At 64.0% G+C, this 15633-nt stretch carries 16 protein-coding genes; 7 read left to right on the forward strand and 9 right to left on the reverse strand.

Annotated elements, in window-relative coordinates:
• Positions 1-4: 4 nt before the first annotated feature.
• The 4 genes from BMI88_RS03235 to BMI88_RS03250 form a co-directional block, all read right to left on the reverse strand.
• A complete protein-coding gene (locus BMI88_RS03235) occupies positions 5-487 on the reverse strand; it encodes a hypothetical protein (protein WP_078546029.1) in 483 nt (160 codons plus the stop codon).
• 9 nt (positions 488-496) lie between these two features.
• The gene (parE, locus tag BMI88_RS03240) at positions 497-2452 is read right to left on the reverse strand and encodes a DNA topoisomerase IV subunit B (RefSeq protein ID WP_078546031.1); all 1956 of its coding nucleotides are present in this window, start codon (positions 2450-2452) and stop codon (positions 497-499) included.
• 122 nt (positions 2453-2574) lie between these two features.
• Positions 2575-2910 carry a hypothetical protein gene (locus BMI88_RS03245; protein ID WP_146673461.1) on the reverse strand — a complete coding sequence of 112 codons (336 nt, stop codon included), beginning with the start codon at positions 2908-2910 and terminating at the stop codon, positions 2575-2577.
• A 219-nt stretch (positions 2911-3129) separates the two neighbouring features.
• Entirely contained in the window at positions 3130-3789 is a 660-nt protein-coding gene (locus BMI88_RS03250) for a glutathione S-transferase family protein (protein ID WP_078519782.1), read from the reverse strand.
• A gap of 140 nt (positions 3790-3929) precedes the next feature.
• Between BMI88_RS03250 and ppk2 the strand changes: the two genes are divergently transcribed.
• The 5 genes from ppk2 to BMI88_RS03275 all read left to right on the forward strand — a co-directional run bounded on the left by ppk2 (position 3930) and on the right by BMI88_RS03275 (position 8406).
• On the forward strand, positions 3930-4943 hold the full coding sequence (gene ppk2 / locus BMI88_RS03255) for a polyphosphate kinase 2 (RefSeq protein ID WP_078519781.1): 1014 nt from the start codon (positions 3930-3932) through the stop codon (positions 4941-4943).
• Between the two features lie 92 nt (positions 4944-5035).
• The gene (locus tag BMI88_RS03260; protein ID WP_078546035.1) at positions 5036-5638 is read left to right on the forward strand and encodes a class I SAM-dependent methyltransferase; all 603 of its coding nucleotides are present in this window, start codon (positions 5036-5038) and stop codon (positions 5636-5638) included.
• A gap of 262 nt (positions 5639-5900) precedes the next feature.
• Entirely contained in the window at positions 5901-6344 is a 444-nt protein-coding gene (locus tag BMI88_RS03265; protein WP_078519779.1) for a cytochrome c, read from the forward strand.
• Between the two features lie 6 nt (positions 6345-6350).
• Positions 6351-6947 (forward strand): cytochrome b/b6 domain-containing protein, encoded by a 597-nt coding sequence (locus tag BMI88_RS03270; RefSeq protein ID WP_078546037.1) that lies wholly within the window; start codon positions 6351-6353, stop codon positions 6945-6947.
• A 100-nt stretch (positions 6948-7047) separates the two neighbouring features.
• Positions 7048-8406, forward strand: coding sequence for an MATE family efflux transporter (locus BMI88_RS03275; RefSeq protein WP_078546039.1), 1359 nt, complete (start codon positions 7048-7050; stop codon positions 8404-8406).
• Here BMI88_RS03275 and BMI88_RS03280 read toward each other — a convergent pair.
• The 3 genes from BMI88_RS03280 to BMI88_RS03290 form a co-directional block, all read right to left on the reverse strand.
• A complete protein-coding gene (locus BMI88_RS03280; RefSeq protein WP_078519776.1) occupies positions 8403-9614 on the reverse strand; it encodes a UbiH/UbiF family hydroxylase in 1212 nt (403 codons plus the stop codon). The genes BMI88_RS03275 and BMI88_RS03280 overlap by 4 nt on opposite strands.
• Positions 9615-9818: 204 nt before the next feature.
• Positions 9819-10046, reverse strand: coding sequence for a hypothetical protein (locus tag BMI88_RS03285; RefSeq protein WP_078519775.1), 228 nt, complete (start codon positions 10044-10046; stop codon positions 9819-9821).
• Between the two features lie 114 nt (positions 10047-10160).
• Positions 10161-10862 (reverse strand): pyrimidine 5'-nucleotidase, encoded by a 702-nt coding sequence (locus tag BMI88_RS03290; RefSeq protein ID WP_078546041.1) that lies wholly within the window; start codon positions 10860-10862, stop codon positions 10161-10163.
• Between the two features lie 96 nt (positions 10863-10958).
• Here BMI88_RS03290 and BMI88_RS03295 point away from each other — a divergent pair, with 96 nt between their 5' ends.
• Positions 10959-11612, forward strand: coding sequence for a GntR family transcriptional regulator (locus BMI88_RS03295; RefSeq protein WP_078519773.1), 654 nt, complete (start codon positions 10959-10961; stop codon positions 11610-11612).
• On the opposite strand, the gene BMI88_RS03300 is transcribed toward BMI88_RS03295, so the two are convergent.
• Positions 11613-13508, reverse strand: coding sequence for a glycosyltransferase family 2 protein (locus BMI88_RS03300; protein WP_246831811.1), 1896 nt, complete (start codon positions 13506-13508; stop codon positions 11613-11615). It lies immediately after the preceding gene.
• A 265-nt stretch (positions 13509-13773) separates the two neighbouring features.
• On the reverse strand, positions 13774-14937 hold the full coding sequence (gene carA, locus BMI88_RS03305) for a glutamine-hydrolyzing carbamoyl-phosphate synthase small subunit (protein ID WP_078519771.1): 1164 nt from the start codon (positions 14935-14937) through the stop codon (positions 13774-13776).
• A gap of 170 nt (positions 14938-15107) precedes the next feature.
• Here carA and BMI88_RS03310 point away from each other — a divergent pair, with 170 nt between their 5' ends.
• Complete coding sequence (locus BMI88_RS03310) at positions 15108-15572, forward strand: GatB/YqeY domain-containing protein (RefSeq protein WP_078519770.1); 465 nt, start codon at positions 15108-15110, stop codon at positions 15570-15572.
• The last annotated feature ends 61 nt before the right edge of the window (positions 15573-15633 follow it).

Genomic DNA, 15633 nt, shown 5'->3' on the forward strand with positions numbered 1-15633 from the left:
CTCATCATCTATATGTCTCGCAATACTCTTTGAGTAGGCGGAGCACGCGATCGGCATTTGTAATAGCCGCCTGTATGAGCGCTGGATCGTATGCGGCTATCTTTAGCCGCTCGCTGTTTCTTTTTGTGCCGGCTTCGATCACCAGACGGCCTTCATGGATGAAATGAACTCCGTGCACTGCTCTGTGCCGGTCATCTAAGCTTGTCAGGATTTGCTGCCCAAGTTCGGATAATTCTGACTTTACGTTTTCATCGGATGAAACCGTATCTAAAGCAGACTTCAATTTCTCAGCTAATGGCTTCGTGAATTGCCGAAGTTTATCGGTTCGCTTCGTGAACTCAGGAGAGCGCGGCTCTAAGCCTTCGGTCAAACAAACAAGACGCGCCGCCCACAACTCGATCCGCGCACAGGTCTGCACGTAGATCCCGAGCGCGAGCAAATAGTCGTCAGGTAAATCCTCTTGGACCTGATAGCGAGGCTCCGTCACCGCGCCTCCTCAAACATCCAGCTCCTCCACGAACTGCGCGTTCTCCTGAATATACTGGAACCGCAGTTCGGGTTTCTTGCCCATCAACCTTTCCACCAGATCGCCGGTCTCGTTCGGCTCGTCGTCGTGGATCGTGACCCGGATCAGCTTGCGCGTGTCGGGGTGCATCGTGGTCTCTTTCAGGTCCTTCGCGTCCATCTCGCCCAGACCCTTGAAGCGCTGCACGTCGATCTTGCCTTTGCCGCCCAGACCCTTCTCCAGCATCGCGTCCTTCTCGGCGTCGTCGGCCACATAGACGCGCTTGGCCCCTTGGGTCAGACGATAGAGCGGCGGGCAGGCCAGATAGAGGTGCCCCTGATCGATCATCGGGCGCATCTGGGTGAAGAAGAAGGTCATCAGGAGCGAGGCGATGTGGGCTCCGTCGACATCCGCATCGGTCATGATGATGATCTTGTCGTAGCGCAGATCGTCGACGTTGAACTTGGTGCCGAGGCCGACGCCGAGCGCCTGCGTCAGATCGTTGATCTCCTGGTTCGAGCCGAGCTTGGAGGAAGCCGCGCCGAGCACGTTGAGGATCTTGCCGCGCAGGGGCAGCAGCGCCTGGTTCTTGCGGTCGCGCGCCATCTTGGCCGAGCCGCCTGCCGAGTCGCCCTCGACGATGAACAGCTCGGTCCCCGAGCGGTTCGTGGCCGAACAATCGACCAGCTTGCCGGGCAGGCGCAGCCGCTTGGTCGCCGACTTGCGCTGGGTCTCTTTCTCCTGCCGGCGCTTGAGGCGTTCCTCGGCGCGCAGCACGAGGAAATCGAGGATCGCGCCTGCGGATTTCGTGTCCGAGGCCAGCCAGTTGTCGAAGTGGTCGCGCACGGCGCCCTCGACCAGACGCTGCGCCTCGACGGTGGCAAGGCGGTCTTTGGTCTGGCCTACGAATTCCGGCTCGCGGATGAAGCACGAGACCAGCGCACAGCCGCCGGTGATCAGGTCGTCGCGGGTGATCTGCGCAGCCTTCTTGTTGTTCACCAGCTCGCCATAGGCGCGGATGCCCTTGAGGATCGCCGACCAGAAGCCCGCCTCGTGGGTGCCGCCCTCGGGCGTCGGGACGGTGTTACAGTAGGACTGGATGAAACCGTCGCGCGACGGCGTCCAGTTGATCGCCCATTCGACCGAGCCCGGCACATTGAACTTTTCGCGGAACTCAACCTTGCCCGAGAAGGGGCGGTCGGCATAGGTGCTCGCGCCGCTCAGCGTCTCGGTCAGGTAATCGGCGAGGCCGCCGGGGAAGTGGAAGGTGGCCTCGGTCGGGGTCTCGCCGTCGTCGACTTCGGATTTCCAGCGAATCTCGACGCCCGAGAAGAGATACGCCTTCGAGCGCACCATTTTCAGCAGACGTGCGGGCTTGAACCGGTGATGGCCGAAAATCTGCTCGTCGGCATGGAAGGTGACGGTGGTGCCGCGACGGTTGGGCGCCGCTCCGATCCTCTCGACCGGGCCTTCGGGAATGCCGCGCGAGAAGCGCTGTTCATACAGCTCCTTGTTCTTGGCGACCTGAACGACCATCAGGTCCGACAGCGCGTTGACCACCGAGGCGCCGACCCCGTGCAGACCGCCCGAGGTCTCGTAGGCGTCGCCCGAGAACTTGCCGCCCGCATGCAGCGTGCAGAGGATGACTTCCAGCGCGGATTTGCCGGGGAATTTCGGGTGCGGGTCGATCGGGATGCCGCGCCCGTTGTCGCGGATGACGACGGAATGATCGGCGAGCAGCTCGACCTCGATGCGGTTGGCGTGACCGGCCACCGCTTCGTCCATCGAGTTGTCGAGCACCTCGGCCACCATGTGATGAAGCGCTCGCTCGTCCGTGCCGCCGATATACATGCCGGGGCGTTTTCGCACGGGTTCGAGACCTTCGAGCACCTCGATCGAGGAGGCGTCATAGGAATCGGTCTGGGGCGTCAGAAGATCGTCGGCCATGCTGCTCGCTTTCTCTTGTAGTTTTCTAAACAAGAGATACCGCAGGTTGGGGCGGAGGAGCAAGAAGACCCCACCGCCCCGATCCGCTTCGAAAGCCCCACACCCCCGAAAACGTCCGGCCCTTACGCGACGCGCGCCATGAGCAGCATCGACCCCACCGCCATCGCGATACCGAAGACTTCCCGCAAGGCGAGTTTTTCACCGAACAGGACGACTCCCATCGTCACCAGAGCCATCAATGTGAAAAGCGCCGAGGCCACGCCCGTTTGTGCCAGCGACACATGCCGCAAGGCCAGAAACCAACCTGCTGCCGAAGCGGCGTAAAGCACGCAACCTAGGAAGACAGACGGCGAATGCAGCGCGTGACCTTTATCAACGGCGGATTTCAGAACGAAATCTCCCGCGATCACGATCAGCGTCGCACCCAAACACAGGCTGTATCCAAGCAAAGCAGACATGGTTACCTCGAACCCTCTTCACCCCGACAAAATGACGTAAGGGAAGCTGTATTGCTAAGAGGAATTCACCCCGCTGCGGAAAACCCGACCACTTGGTCAGGGAGACCTGACTGAAAGGCGAAGTTGGGTTGAGCGCCTGCCCATCGCTTGAGCAGAGCGCGTATTCGCGCCATCATCACATACACCGTTCGAACTATGCGCGGCGCGGGGTTCGCCGAATCAAACCGCCTCGGCTTCGCGCTTCTCCCACATCGCGCGGAAGGCTTTGCGGCTCTGGCACAGTTTGATCCAGCTTTGCAGGCGCGGGTAGGGGGCGAGGAACTCCGGGTGGTCCTGCCCGTAGCGCAGAACCTCCGCGAGATTGAGATCGGTCACGGTGAACCGGCCGCCCACTATATGGCTATGCGTCTCGAGATGGGTCTCGAGCGTGGTCAGGGGCCGTGCGAGCTTCGAGCAGAGAGACGCGATCTCGGCCTTGCCTTCCGGCGTGTCCTGCTCCTTGCGGCGATAGACGAAGCTGAGGGCGAGCGCGTCGGTCTCGATCCAGGTCGCGGCGAAGAGCGCCCATTGCTCCATTTGCGACAGTTCGCGCTCGTGCGCAGGGGCGAGCGGCCCTCCCGCCTTGCGTGCGAGATGCAGGTTGATCGCGAGCGACTCCGTCAAGATAAGCCCGTCTTCCTCCAGCACCGGGATCGCGCCCATCGGCGAGAGCTTGCGAAATTCGGGCGAGCGGGTGTTGAGCGGAACCTCCGGCGCGAGCGGATCCTTGAAACGGTTCGCCTGCACGACTCGGCGCAGACGGAACGGCAGGCCCAACTCCTCGAGCAACCACAGCGCCCGGCTCGCCCGCGAATGATAGTTGCCGTAGATCGTGATCATGTCCGTTCCTTCGTTTCGCTCGATTTTTGTGGCGGTTTTGCCGCCGGAGGCCCAGCAGACACGGGTTTTTGATGCGTATCAAGGCACATCACGCGGGATTGCGCGATGCTCCGGAAGGTTCAGCCAACGGAGGGATACGCATGAAAGATCAGCTCATGAGCGACGCGACGAAACCGGCCAAGGCCGCAGCCGGGAAGGCAGAGGCTGTCGTCAAGCCGATCGATCCCGCCGAGGCGCATCCCGCGATCACCCCGCCCGAGCCGAAGGCGACCGGCCCGAAGAGCTTCCCGCGCGTCGATCCCAGTGCGGTGCGGCTGGCTTTCGAGACCGGGAAATACCCCTACAAGCGCAAGATGGCGCGCGCCGCCTATGAGAAAGAGAAGGCGGAGCTTCAGGCCGAGTTGCTGAAGGTCCAGAAATGGGCGCAGGAGAGCGGCGAGAAATTCGTGATCCTCTTCGAGGGCCGCGATGCGGCGGGCAAGGGCGGTACGATCAAGCGCTTCACCGAACACCTCAACCCGCGCTTTGCCCGGGTCGTCGCGCTCAACAAGCCCTCGGAAGAGGAACTCGGTCAGTGGTATTTTCAACGCTATGTCGAGCATCTGCCGACCGCGGGCGAGATGACCTTCTATGACCGCAGCTGGTATAACCGCGCGGGCGTCGAGCGCGTGATGGGCTTCTGCAAGCCTAACGATTACCTCGAATTCATGCGCCAGACCCCGGAGCTGGAGCGTATGTTCGTGCGCTCGGGCATCCGGCTTTACAAATACTGGTTCTCGGTCACCCGCGAGGAGCAGCGCCGTCGCTTCCAATCGCGCGAAACCGATCCGCTCAAGCGCTGGAAGCTGTCGCCGATCGATCTGGCGAGCCTCGATCGCTGGGACGATTACACCGAGGCGAAAGAGGCGATGTTCTTCTACACCGACACCGCCGATGCGCCGTGGACCATCGTGAAGTCGAACGACAAGAAGCGCGCGCGGCTGAATTGCATGAAGCATTTCCTGTCGACGCTGGACTATCCCGACAAGGATCCCACGATCGCAACGCCGCCCGATCCGCTGATCGTGGGCCATGCGAGCCATGTCGTGCATTCGTCCGAGCATATTCTTGGCGCATCTCTTCATCCCGATCAGCGCCGCGTGACCAAATCCTGAGCATGTGATTGCCGATGGCGATTTCGGTGACCGGTGGGGCTTGTCCCTTCGCCGGTTGCATTCCATGTGAAAGGTAACAACCGGAGGAGAGCATGGGCTGGAACGAAAGATTCGCCGGAGAAGAGTATCTATATGGCACGACCCCGGCGGATTTCGTGGCGCGTCAGGCGTGGCGTCTCGCTCCGGGGGCGCGGCTTCTGAGCATCGCTGACGGCGAAGGGCGCAACGGCACCTATCTCGCCAGCCTCGGAGTGCAGGTCACGGCCCTCGAGCCGTCGGAGAACGCGCGCCGCAAGGCCGCTGAACTGGCGCGGGAGCGGGGCGTGTCGATGCAGACGATCGACGCCGATCTGCGCGGCTATGACTGGCCGCGCGGCGAATATGACGCCGTTCTCGCCTGTTTCATCCAATTCGCCGATACCGCGTTTCGGGCGGAGATTTTCGACGGCATCGCGACCGCGCTCAAACCGGGCGGGCTCGCGTTGATCCACGGCTTCGCGCGCCGCCAGCCGCGCTACGGCACGGGCGGTCCCGGGGTCGTGGAGCAGCTCTACGATCTCGATCTCCTGCGCGACGCCTTCCCGCGCTGGGAGGTGCTGCATCAGGCCGATTACGATGCCGATCTCGACGAGGGCGCGGGCCATTCCGGTCGCGCCGCCCTGATCGATTTCGTCGCCCGCAAACCCGAGCGCTGATTCCGCAGATTTCGGCATAAAGTCAGGGTTTGGCGCGGCTTATACGCGGGGTGCCTGACGTTCCGTCGCGATTTAAGTGCGATTTCTAGGCAAATTGCGCGTTCGAACGGCAATAGGCCGGAACCTGCCTAAGACCCGGTGCCTCCCTATCGTCCCGGTAGGGGAAATGTGTGCCTGCGCACATAGGAGTGTCTTCGGATTGACACGAATGCGTGTAACCTCAAACCTGTACGTTTCTTGCCATCGCAGATTGGAGTTCCACATGCGTAAGCCTCTCCTCGCCCTGACCTTCACCCTCGCCGCCAGCGCCGCTTTCGCGCAGTCGCCCAAAGACGCTGTCGAAGCGCGCCAAGGTTTCTTCGATTTGCTCGGCGCCCAGATGGCCGTGCTCGCGCCGATGGCGCAGGGCAAGATGGACTTCGATGCCGCCAAGGCACAGACCGCCGCCAACAACATTGCGGCGCTCGCGAAGGTCGACATCTCGCCGCTCTTCGTCGAAGGAACTTCGGTCGACGACATGATGGAGACCCACGCGAAGTCGGAAATCTGGTCGAACATGGACCTGTTCATGGAAAAGGCGGATGCCCTCCATCAAGCCGCGGCTGAGATGCCCGATGCGGCAGGCAGCCTCGAGACGCTGCAGCCGGCGGTCGGCAAGCTCGGCGGCACCTGCAAAAGCTGCCATGACGAGTTCCGTTCGAAGTAACGCAGAATGAAAGACACCGCCGCCTCCCCCGCGAAGAAAACCGTCACGGTCTGGGACCCTGTCGTGCGTCTGTTCCACTGGCTTCTGGTGGCGGCTTTTGCCGCCGCCTGGGGCCTCGGCGAATGGGGGCCGAACCAGATGACGTGGCATTTCTATGCCGGCTACGCGATCGCAGGGCTGTTGGCGGTGCGTCTGATCTGGGGATTCGTGGGGTCGCGCACGGCGCGGTTCTCGCAGTTCCTCTATGGACCCAAGGAGGTGGCGAATTATCTTCGCCACCTGCCGTCGAAGGAAAGCTCCGGCCATGTCGGGCATAATCCGCTGGGCGGCTGGTCGGTTCTCGTGATGCTCGCGCTGCTGATCGTGCAGGTCGTGACCGGGCTGACCTCCGATCCGCAAGACTATATCAACGTCGGTCCCCTTGCGGGCTCCGTGCCCGAGAGCATCAGCACGAGCTGGGCGCCGAAAATCCATGAATTCGTGGCGACCCTGCTGCTGATCGTCGTGGGCATCCACATCGCGGCCATCGTCTATTACCGGACGTGGAAGGGCGTGAACCTCGTGAAGCCGATGATCACGGGTAAGAAAGAAGTGGGCGAGTAACCGCTCTCTTGACCGCCGCGTCGGGCGGGGCTAGCGCTCGCCCATGACGAGCACCGACCCCCATCAGAGCGCGCCACCGCCTCAGCCGCAAAACCAAGCGATGCCTCTCGCCCGCCACGTGCGGGCGATCTTCACTTTGGGTCTGCCGCTGATCGGCTCCAACCTCGCGCAGATGCTGCTCAACGTGACTGATACGGTGATGGTGGGCTGGTATGGCGTCGAGGCGCTGGCGGCGCTGGTGCTGGGTACCTCCTATTTCTTCTCGATCTTCATGCTGGGCAACGGGATCGCGCTGGCGGTGATGGGGCGCGTCTCGGCGAGCCTGGGCGCGGATGACGAGGTGCAGGCGCGGCGCGACACACGAATGGGGATCTGGCTGTCGATCCTGTTCGGCCTCGCGATGCTGCCGGTCTTCTGGAATTCCGGCGCGGTGCTGGAGATGTTGGGTCAGAAGCCCGAGATCGCGGCGCTCGCACAGGATTACCTGCGCATCCTCGGCTTCGCCCTCGCGCCCGGTCTCGCGATGATGGTGATCCGCTCGTACCTGTCCGCGCAGGAGCGCACGGCGGTGCTGCTCTGGATCACGTTGGGGGCTGTCCTGCTGAATGCGGGCGTGAACTGGATTCTGATCTTCGGCAATTGGGGTGCGCCGGAACTGGGCGTGCGGGGTGCGGCCATCGCCTCGCTGAGCGCGATGGTGCTGAACCTTGTCGCGCAGGCGATCTATGCCGCGCGTGCGCCGGGCCTGACCCATATCCGGCTGTTCCAGCGGTTCTGGCGGCCCGATTGGGAGGCCTTCTGGATCGTCGCGAAAATGGGCCTGCCGGTGGGGCTGACTGCGGTGGCGGAGGGGTCGATGTTTCAGGCCTCGGCGCTGATGATGGGCTGGATCGGCACGATCGAACTCGCCGCGCACGGGATCGCGCTGCAGGTCTCCTCGATCACCTTCATGGTGCATGTCGGCCTGTCGAACGCCGCCACCGTGCGGGCGGGCCGGGCCCATGGGAAGCGTGACCCGCGCCTTCTGCGTGACGGGGCGCGGGTGGTGACGGGGCTCTCCGTGGGGTTCGGTCTGCTGACGGTGGCGGTCTTCGTCTTCGCCGGTCCCTGGCTCACGCGGCTCTTTCTTGATGCCGACAATCCGGCCACGCCGGAGATCGTCCTTTACGGCGTGCGTTTCTTGATGGTCGCGGCGATCTTTCAGCTCTTCGACCTGATGCAGGTGATGGCGCTGGGCCTGCTGCGCGGGGTGCAGGACACGCGCGTGCCGATGTGGATGGCGGTGGCGAGCTATTGGCTGATCGGTATCCCGGCCAGCTATTTTCTCGCCTTCACGCTGGATTTCGGCGGCGTCGGGCTTTGGCTCGGCCTAGTGCTTGGCCTTGCCTCGGCGGGGGCGATGATGATGCGGCGGTTCTGGCGCGGGCCGTGGTTGCAGCCGCGCCAGTCAGTCGCTTAACGCACGCCAAGCCCCGCCTTCATCAGCGTCTTGCGCACCGGTCCGAGCGAATAGAGCGCGCCCAGAACGCCTGCGCGCAGATCGCGCAGCGGCTGGGCTTCGACCATCGAGGCGCGGTTGAGCAGATCGATCCCGACTTCGCGCGCCTTCACCTCCGGCCAGCGGCGGCGGTGATAGGCGTCGAGCATCTTCGCCTCGCCCAGATGCACCGGGTCTTCCTCGGCCAGCTTCAGAAGGCAGGCGAGATCGGCGAGGCTCATGTTCAGCCCCTGCGCGCCAATCGGCGGAATGACATGCGCAGCCTCGGCGATCAGGGCCACGCGCTGGCCCGAGAACCGATCCGCGATCTGCGTCATCATCGGCCAGACCGCGCGGCGGGTCTCCAGCTTCAGCGGCCCGAGAAGCCCGGTCGAGCGTTCCATGATCGCCGCTTCGAATTCTTCCGGGGGCAGCGTGGCGAGGCGTTCGGCCTCGGCGGCGCGCTCCATCCAGACGATCGCGGAAGAGGGTTTGCCGTCACGGTCGGGCAGCGGGACCAGCGTGAACGGCCCGCCCGAGCGGTGGATCTCGGTCGAGACATTGTCATGCGGGATCGGGTGGGTGACCGCGAAGGCCAGCGCCTTCTGGCCATAGCGGATCGTCTTGACGCCAAGCCCCGCCGCTTCGCGCACGAAGGAATTGCGGCCATCGGCCCCGATCACGAGACGCGCGCGCACATGGGTGCCGTCGGACAGCGTCACCTCGGCACCGCTTTCGCGGGTCACGAGGCCGGTCGTTGCGACGCCGGGGCGGAAATCGACGAGCGGGTTATCGGCCAGCGCCGCCACCAGTTCACGCCGCAGCAGCCAGTTCGGGAAGTTCCAGCCGAAGGGCTCGTCCGACAGGTCCGCCGCGTCGAAATCGCGGGTCAGGCGCGCGGTCGGGCTTTCGCCGCCCGCATCCACGATCCGCATGATCTGCAGCGGCGCGGCATAGGGCAGGAGCCGATCCCAGATCCCCGCAGCCTGCAGCACCTCGCGCGACGGGCGCAGGAACGCGGTCGAGCGCATATCCGCGCCCTCTGCCGCCTCTTCCGTGACCGGCGGCGTGGGGTCGACGCAGATCGTGGTGAAGCCCGCCTGCCCGAAGGCTGCGGCTGCCGTCAGACCGGCGACGCCGCCGCCGGAGATCAGGATATCGGTGTCGATGGGTGTGCGGGTCTCGGCCATGGGGCGCCTCCGTCAATGTCCGTGCCACTTTGCCCTCCGGCGCGGGCAGGTGCAATGATCCGCCGCCGGGATGCGACGCGGCGACACAGCGAAACGCAAGCCGGGGGTGTGCAGGTCCCGCAACGCGGGGCGCAAAAAGAAACAGCCCGGATCGCGCGGATCCGGGCCGTGTTCGCCAAGGGCGAGAATTCTTCTAATGCGACGTCAGCCGCCTGCGGTCATCACCACGATGAGGGCGAGCATGATCCAGGTGGCGCCCACGGCCCAGAGGATCAGGCCGCCAAGGCCCATGATCGCGACCATGCCCGCGGCCAAAGCCACGACGACAAGCGCGAGGGTGAACATGAAAGCCGGCGAAATCTGCTTGTGCTCGGTTTCGGAATGATCGGCCACATAGGCCGAAACGCCGGAATCGGCGGTCGTCATGGTCATAATCGATTCTCCCGTTTGCTGTCTCCCTGACAGGCCACCGTGATTTAAAGATGCATCTCGTTTCGATAAAGATGCGAAGCCGTGCCATATTGTCGCAGCGCCGTCACTTTCCCTTCATGCGCGCGTGATTTTGCGCAGGAACCCGGCGAGATCGGCAGTGTGATAGTGGATGTGATCCTCCGGCGCGGAAGCGGGGGCGACATGCACGGTCTTCATCCCGATCGCATGGGGATGGCGCAGGTTACGGGCGTCGTCTTCGAACATCGCACCGCGGTCGGGCGCGATCCCGGCTTGCGCGAAAACCCGGTCGAAAGCTTCGGCGCGCGGCTTGGGATGGAACTCGGCATGCTCGACGCCATAGACCCCGTCGAACAGACCCGTCAGCCCGCGCGCCGCGATCACCCGCGTCGCATAGGGGGCTGAGCCGTTCGTATAGACGATCTTGCGTCCCGGCAGGGCTTCGATGCCTTCGCGCAGCGCCTTATCCACCACCAGATGGTCGAGTGAAATCTCGTGCACCTCGTGGAGATAGGGGGCCGGGTCCACATCGTGCTCGTGCATCAGACCCGCCAGCGTGGTGCCGTAAAGCTGCCAGTAGTGGTTGCGCAGATGGTCGGCCCGCGCGCGATCGACGCCCAGCGAGCGCATCACGAAATCGGTCATCTTCACTTCGATCTGGTCGAAGAGCCGCGCCTCTGGCGGGTAGAGCGTGTTGTCGAGATCGAACACCCAGGCGTCGACATGCGCGAACTCGGCGGCGAGATCGCGGTCGGTGGGGGTGGCGGAGGCGGGGGCAGGCGCGGAGCTGTCTGTCATGGGCTGCAAGCTAGGTCGCGGGGCGCGCAGGTGCAATCTGCTTGTCACCGGGGGCGGCCCGCGCCTAATCTCTGGCAGAACGCGAAAGCAGGTTGCATGCAAAAAGACGCCTACACTCTCATACTCGACGCCATCGACGAAGGCGTTTACCGCCCCGGGGACCGTCTGGTCGAATCCGAATTGGCGGAGCGGTTCGGAGTGTCACGCACCCCGGTGCGCGAGGCGCTGCAACGGCTGGAAACCCAGCAAATGCTGGCCCGTGACGGGCGGTCGCTGATCGTGGCCTCGCTCGATCACAACCAGCTGGCGGAGCTCTATATCGTGCGCGCCGAACTGGAGGCGCTGGCCGCGCAGCTGGCGGCGAAACATGCGGCGCCCGAAGAGGTCCGCGTGCTGCAGAACATGATCGACGAGGATCGCGGGCAACTGGACGATCCCGAGGCGTTGAGCCGGGCCAATCGCCGGTTCCACCACCAAATTCACCTCGCCTCGCATAATCGTTACCTTGTCCAGCAGCTCGACCTCGTGCACCGCTCGATGGCGCTTCTCGCGACGACCTCGCTTGCGGTGAAAGGCCGGGGCGAGGCTGCGCTCGACGAGCATCAGGCGATTGTCGATGCGATCCGCGAAGGCAATGGCGATGCGGCTGCCTCGGCACTGCGCGCCCATATCTCGCGCGCCTTCGAGACGCGCCTCACGCTCGACGCTGCGCATCACGGCACGGCGGGCCACTGGGCCGAGGCGCTCTGATCAGCCGATAAGCGGCGCACGCGCCAGACGCTGCGGTCCGGGCTTTGCCCCGGCCTGTGCGGCTGCGACTTCCTCGAGAAGCCTGTGCTGCGCGCTGTCCGGCGCTGTGCTGCTATGGGCATCGAAAATGCCGTGGCTCGTCTTGTCCCAGTAGAAGGGCCGCGCGACCAACTCATACAGCGCCTTCCAGCCTGCCAGCGCCCCCAGCGGGAAATAGAGATGCAGCGTCGGGACCCATTTGATCAGATGGCGATGTTCCGCACCGCGGCAGGCCCAGGCAGAGGTCGAGATCGCGATCAGCTCGGACAGGATGAAGGTGCCCATAACAAGCGCGAAGGCCGGGTCGGGCAGGGCACTCGCAATCGGATGCCAGACCCCGAACAGCGCGAGCCAGAAACTCCACAGCACCGGGGCCAGAACATATTGCGAGAGCGATCCGAGGATCAGGATTTGCACCCCGATGAAGCGTTTCGTTCCGAGATCGCGCCAGAACTGCACCGGATCGCGCATATGGACCGCCCAAGTCATCGCGTAGCCCTTCAGCCAGCGCGAGCGTTGTTTGACCCAAGGCACAGCACGGCAGTTGGCTTCCTCATAAGTGGCGGCCGGAATCAACTCTGTCCGGTAGCCATGCCGCGCCAGACGCACGCCGAGATCGGCATCTTCGGTCACGTTATGCGCGTCCCAGCCGCCCAGCTTCTCCAGCGCGTCGCGGCGGAAGAACAGGGTCGTGCCGCCCAGAGGCACGACGAAACCGAGCCGCGCGAGCCCCGGCAGGAACATGCGGAACCAGGTCGCATATTCCACGGTGAAGCAGCGTGCGAGCCAGTTGGTGCGCGGGTTGTAATAATCGAGGATGCCTTGCAGGCAGGCGGTCTCGGGCGGCGCTGCGAGGAAACGTTGCGCGACGATCTGAAGCTGATCGGGTTCGGGCGCGTCCTCGGCATCCCAGACGCCGATCACCGACCCCCGACAGAAGTTCAGCGCGTAGTTCAGCGCGCGCGGCTTGGTCTTGATCGGCCCGTCCGGCACCGTGACCACCCGCATCCAGCGCGGCAGATCGGCGCCGGATAGGGCTGCCAGAGTCATCGCGTCGGTCTGCTCGACGACGAGGATCACGTCGAGCAATTCGCGCGGATAGCGCGGCTTGCCGAGCCGTTCGACAAGTCGTGCGGCGATGTCCGTTTCGCGAAAGAGCGGGACCATCATCGAGATGATCGGGAGCCGTCCTCTTGGCGCGCCACGGTCGCACGGGTCAGGGGCGGGACGGCGGCAGGCGATGAGTTCGCTCGCGAAAGCGGCCAGTTTGAGCGCGATGGAGCCTACGAGCGTCAGCATCACCCATGCGAAGAGAATGCCGATCAGGAGAGAAGGTGCGAGCCACAGGCCGAGACCCGTCACCACGAGAAACCCCGCCGCAATCCGGCTTGCACGCTTTTCGTTATGGTCACGGCAGCTCTCGGCCGGGTCGACCTTGATCTCGGCGCGGCGGATCAGGGCGGTCTGCCGACGGGCCAACAAGCTCTCGTGGATGCAGCGCTCCGGAGCCAGCACGAGCCTATAGGGTGCGTGGCGCACGGGCAGGGCGTCGCGTAGCGCTTCGAAATCTTCGGGCCGTGCGGTCGCGATCAGGGTGACACCGCCCACGCGCCGCCATGGCACCATCGCATGTCTCAGGCAAAGCTCCGCCCCGATCGCATCGATCAGGCGCGGATCGGGCGGGCAGGTCTGCAGATCGACGACCGAGGCGCGCCATTGCTCGGCCAAGGCCGCCAGCAGATCGGCCTCGCGCACCCAGCCATTGGCCAAAAGAATGTCGCCCAGCCGCACATCCTCGCGTTGCCGCAGCGCTGCGGCCTTGAGCAGGTCGCCCGGGTCGACCACTCCCCGATCCAACAGGATTTGTCCCAAAGGTTGGCGCGGCGGGCGGTCGGGCTTAGGGCGCGTTACCGCGCCAGACGAATTCGCCGGTGACGCGCGCTGCGCGCGTTCCGCTGGTTCTGCTATCGCCGCCGGTATTTCGAGAAGCTGTCGCCGTGCGCCGCCCATGCCAATCCTCGCATCTGTCCCGCAGGGCAGAATGCGAACGCTTGGTTAACATGGTGTTAACGCCCGCCGGGGCCGGTTAGGCATCACGGCGAGCGATTGGTCGGAGTGCAGCTTACGCCTTGCGCGCGCGCATCGCGGTCGCGAAGCGCTCGAACAGGTAATAGCTGTCCTGCGGGCCCGGGCTCGCCTCGGGGTGATACTGCACCGAGAAGACCGGGCGATCGGATATGGCGATCCCGCAGTTCGAGCCGTCGAAGAGCGACACGTGGGTCTCGGAGACACCTTTGGGCAGGGTCTGGCTGTCGACCGCGAAGCCGTGGTTCATCGAGGTGATCTCGACCTTGCCGGTGGTCAGGTCTTTCACCGGGTGGTTCGCCCCGTGGTGGCCGTGGTTCATCTTGATCGTCTTCGCGCCGAGCGCGAGCGCCAGCATCTGGTGGCCGAGGCAGATGCCGAAGACCGGCAGCTCGGTTTCCAGAATGCCCTTGATCATCGGCACGGCATATTCCCCGGTCGCCGCCGGATCGCCCGGACCATTCGACAGGAAGACCCCATCGGGCTCGAGCGCGAGCACGTCTTCGGTGGTCGCGGTGGCGGGCAGCACGGTCACGTCGCAGCCAGCCGAGGCGAGGCAGCGCAGGATGTTACGCTTTGCGCCGTAGTCGATGGCGACCACTTTCAGATCGTTGCCCTCGGCTTTCTTGTAACCCTCGGGCCAGGCCCACCGCATCTCGTCCCAGCGGTAGCTTTGCGAGCACGTCACGTCCTTCGCGAGGTCGAGCCCTTCGAGCCCGGACCATTCACGCGCTTTGCGCACCAGAGCCTCGATGTCGAAGACGCCATCGGGGTTGTAGGCGAGCGCGACATGCGGCGCGCCTTGCTGGCGGATCGCGCGGGTGAGGCGGCGGGTGTCGATGCCGCCGATGCCGATCCGGCCGCGCTTTTCGAGCCACTCGACCAGCGTCTCGGCTGCGCGCCAGTTCGACGGCTCGGTCGGGTCCCATTTCACCACCATGCCAGCGGCGACGGGATCGTTCGTCTCGTCATCTTCCGGGTTCACGCCGGTGTTGCCGATATGGGGGAAGGTGAAGGTCACCACCTGACCCGCATAGGAGGGGTCGGTCATGATTTCCTGATAGCCGGTCATCGAGGTGTTGAAGACCAGTTCGGCCACTGTCTCGCCCGGGCGGCCGAAACCCTTCCCGTAAAACAGCGATCCATCAGCGAGCGCGATCAACGCAGTGGGCTTTTCCGATGCGGACTGGCTTGCAGGCATGGCGCGACTCCCCGATGTCAAAATTCGCCGGAACCTAGACGCGCTGAACGCGGGGGTCAAGAGGCCATGAGATAATTGCGAATTGCTTATTTATCAATGGCTTGCGGATGTTGTGCGCGTTTCGCAATGCCGCTATTCTGGCGCCTTCACTGAAGTAGGGACACGATGTGATGCAAATGCGCGATAAGATCGCCGCCGCGTTGAAAGCGGCGATGAAGGAAAAGGATCAGGAGCGGCTCTCGACGCTGCGACTGGTCAACGCCGCCATCAAGGACCGCGAGATCGCGATGCGCGCCGAAGGCGAAGGCGAGGGCACTGTCGGCGACGCCGAAGTGCTTGCGATCATGGGAAAGATGGTGAAGCAGCGTCAGGAAAGCGCACGCGCCTATGAAGAGGGCGGTCGGCTGGAGCTGGCCGAGAAGGAGCAGGCCGAGATCCGCGTGATCGAGGACTTCCTGCCGCGTCAGCTGAGCGAAGATGAGGTGAATGCCGCCATCGAAGCCGCCATCTCGAAACTCGGCGCGGAGTCGATTCGCGATATGGGCCGCGTGATGGGCGAGCTGAAGGGCCAATATACCGGACAGATGGATTTCTCGAAGGCTGGCCCGATGGTGAAAGACCGTCTCGCCTCCTGATCTGCTTTGGGTCTCTCGAGACTGGGAACAGCGCCCCCTTGTGGGGCGTTTTCTTTTGAGC

It is taken from the genome of Thioclava sp. F36-6 (genome assembly GCF_002020305.1).
Classification (GTDB): Bacteria; Pseudomonadota; Alphaproteobacteria; order Rhodobacterales; family Rhodobacteraceae; genus Thioclava; species Thioclava sediminum.

Bases quoted from the DNA above. Each gene is read 5' to 3' on its own strand.
- BMI88_RS03260 (WP_078546035.1), top strand. From the start codon at position 5,036: ATGGGCTGGAACGAAAGATTCGCCGGAGAAGAGTATCTATATGGCACG.
- BMI88_RS03310 (WP_078519770.1), top strand. From the start codon at position 15,108: ATGCAAATGCGCGATAAGATCGCCGCCGCGTTGAAAGCGGCGATGAAG.
- BMI88_RS03270 (WP_078546037.1), top strand. From the start codon at position 6,351: ATGAAAGACACCGCCGCCTCCCCCGCGAAGAAAACCGTCACGGTCTGG.
- BMI88_RS03275 (WP_078546039.1), top strand. From the start codon at position 7,048: ATGCCTCTCGCCCGCCACGTGCGGGCGATCTTCACTTTGGGTCTGCCG.
- parE (WP_078546031.1), bottom strand. From the start codon at position 2,452: ATGGCCGACGATCTTCTGACGCCCCAGACCGATTCCTATGACGCCTCC.
- BMI88_RS03290 (WP_078546041.1), bottom strand. From the start codon at position 10,862: ATGACAGACAGCTCCGCGCCTGCCCCCGCCTCCGCCACCCCCACCGAC.
- BMI88_RS03295 (WP_078519773.1), top strand. From the start codon at position 10,959: ATGCAAAAAGACGCCTACACTCTCATACTCGACGCCATCGACGAAGGC.
- BMI88_RS03285 (WP_078519775.1), bottom strand. From the start codon at position 10,046: ATGACCATGACGACCGCCGATTCCGGCGTTTCGGCCTATGTGGCCGAT.
- carA (WP_078519771.1), bottom strand. From the start codon at position 14,937: ATGCCTGCAAGCCAGTCCGCATCGGAAAAGCCCACTGCGTTGATCGCG.
- BMI88_RS03280 (WP_078519776.1), bottom strand. From the start codon at position 9,614: ATGGCCGAGACCCGCACACCCATCGACACCGATATCCTGATCTCCGGC.
- BMI88_RS03245 (WP_146673461.1), bottom strand. From the start codon at position 2,910: ATGTCTGCTTTGCTTGGATACAGCCTGTGTTTGGGTGCGACGCTGATC.
- ppk2 (WP_078519781.1), top strand. From the start codon at position 3,930: ATGAAAGATCAGCTCATGAGCGACGCGACGAAACCGGCCAAGGCCGCA.
- BMI88_RS03265 (WP_078519779.1), top strand. From the start codon at position 5,901: ATGCGTAAGCCTCTCCTCGCCCTGACCTTCACCCTCGCCGCCAGCGCC.
- BMI88_RS03250 (WP_078519782.1), bottom strand. From the start codon at position 3,789: ATGATCACGATCTACGGCAACTATCATTCGCGGGCGAGCCGGGCGCTG.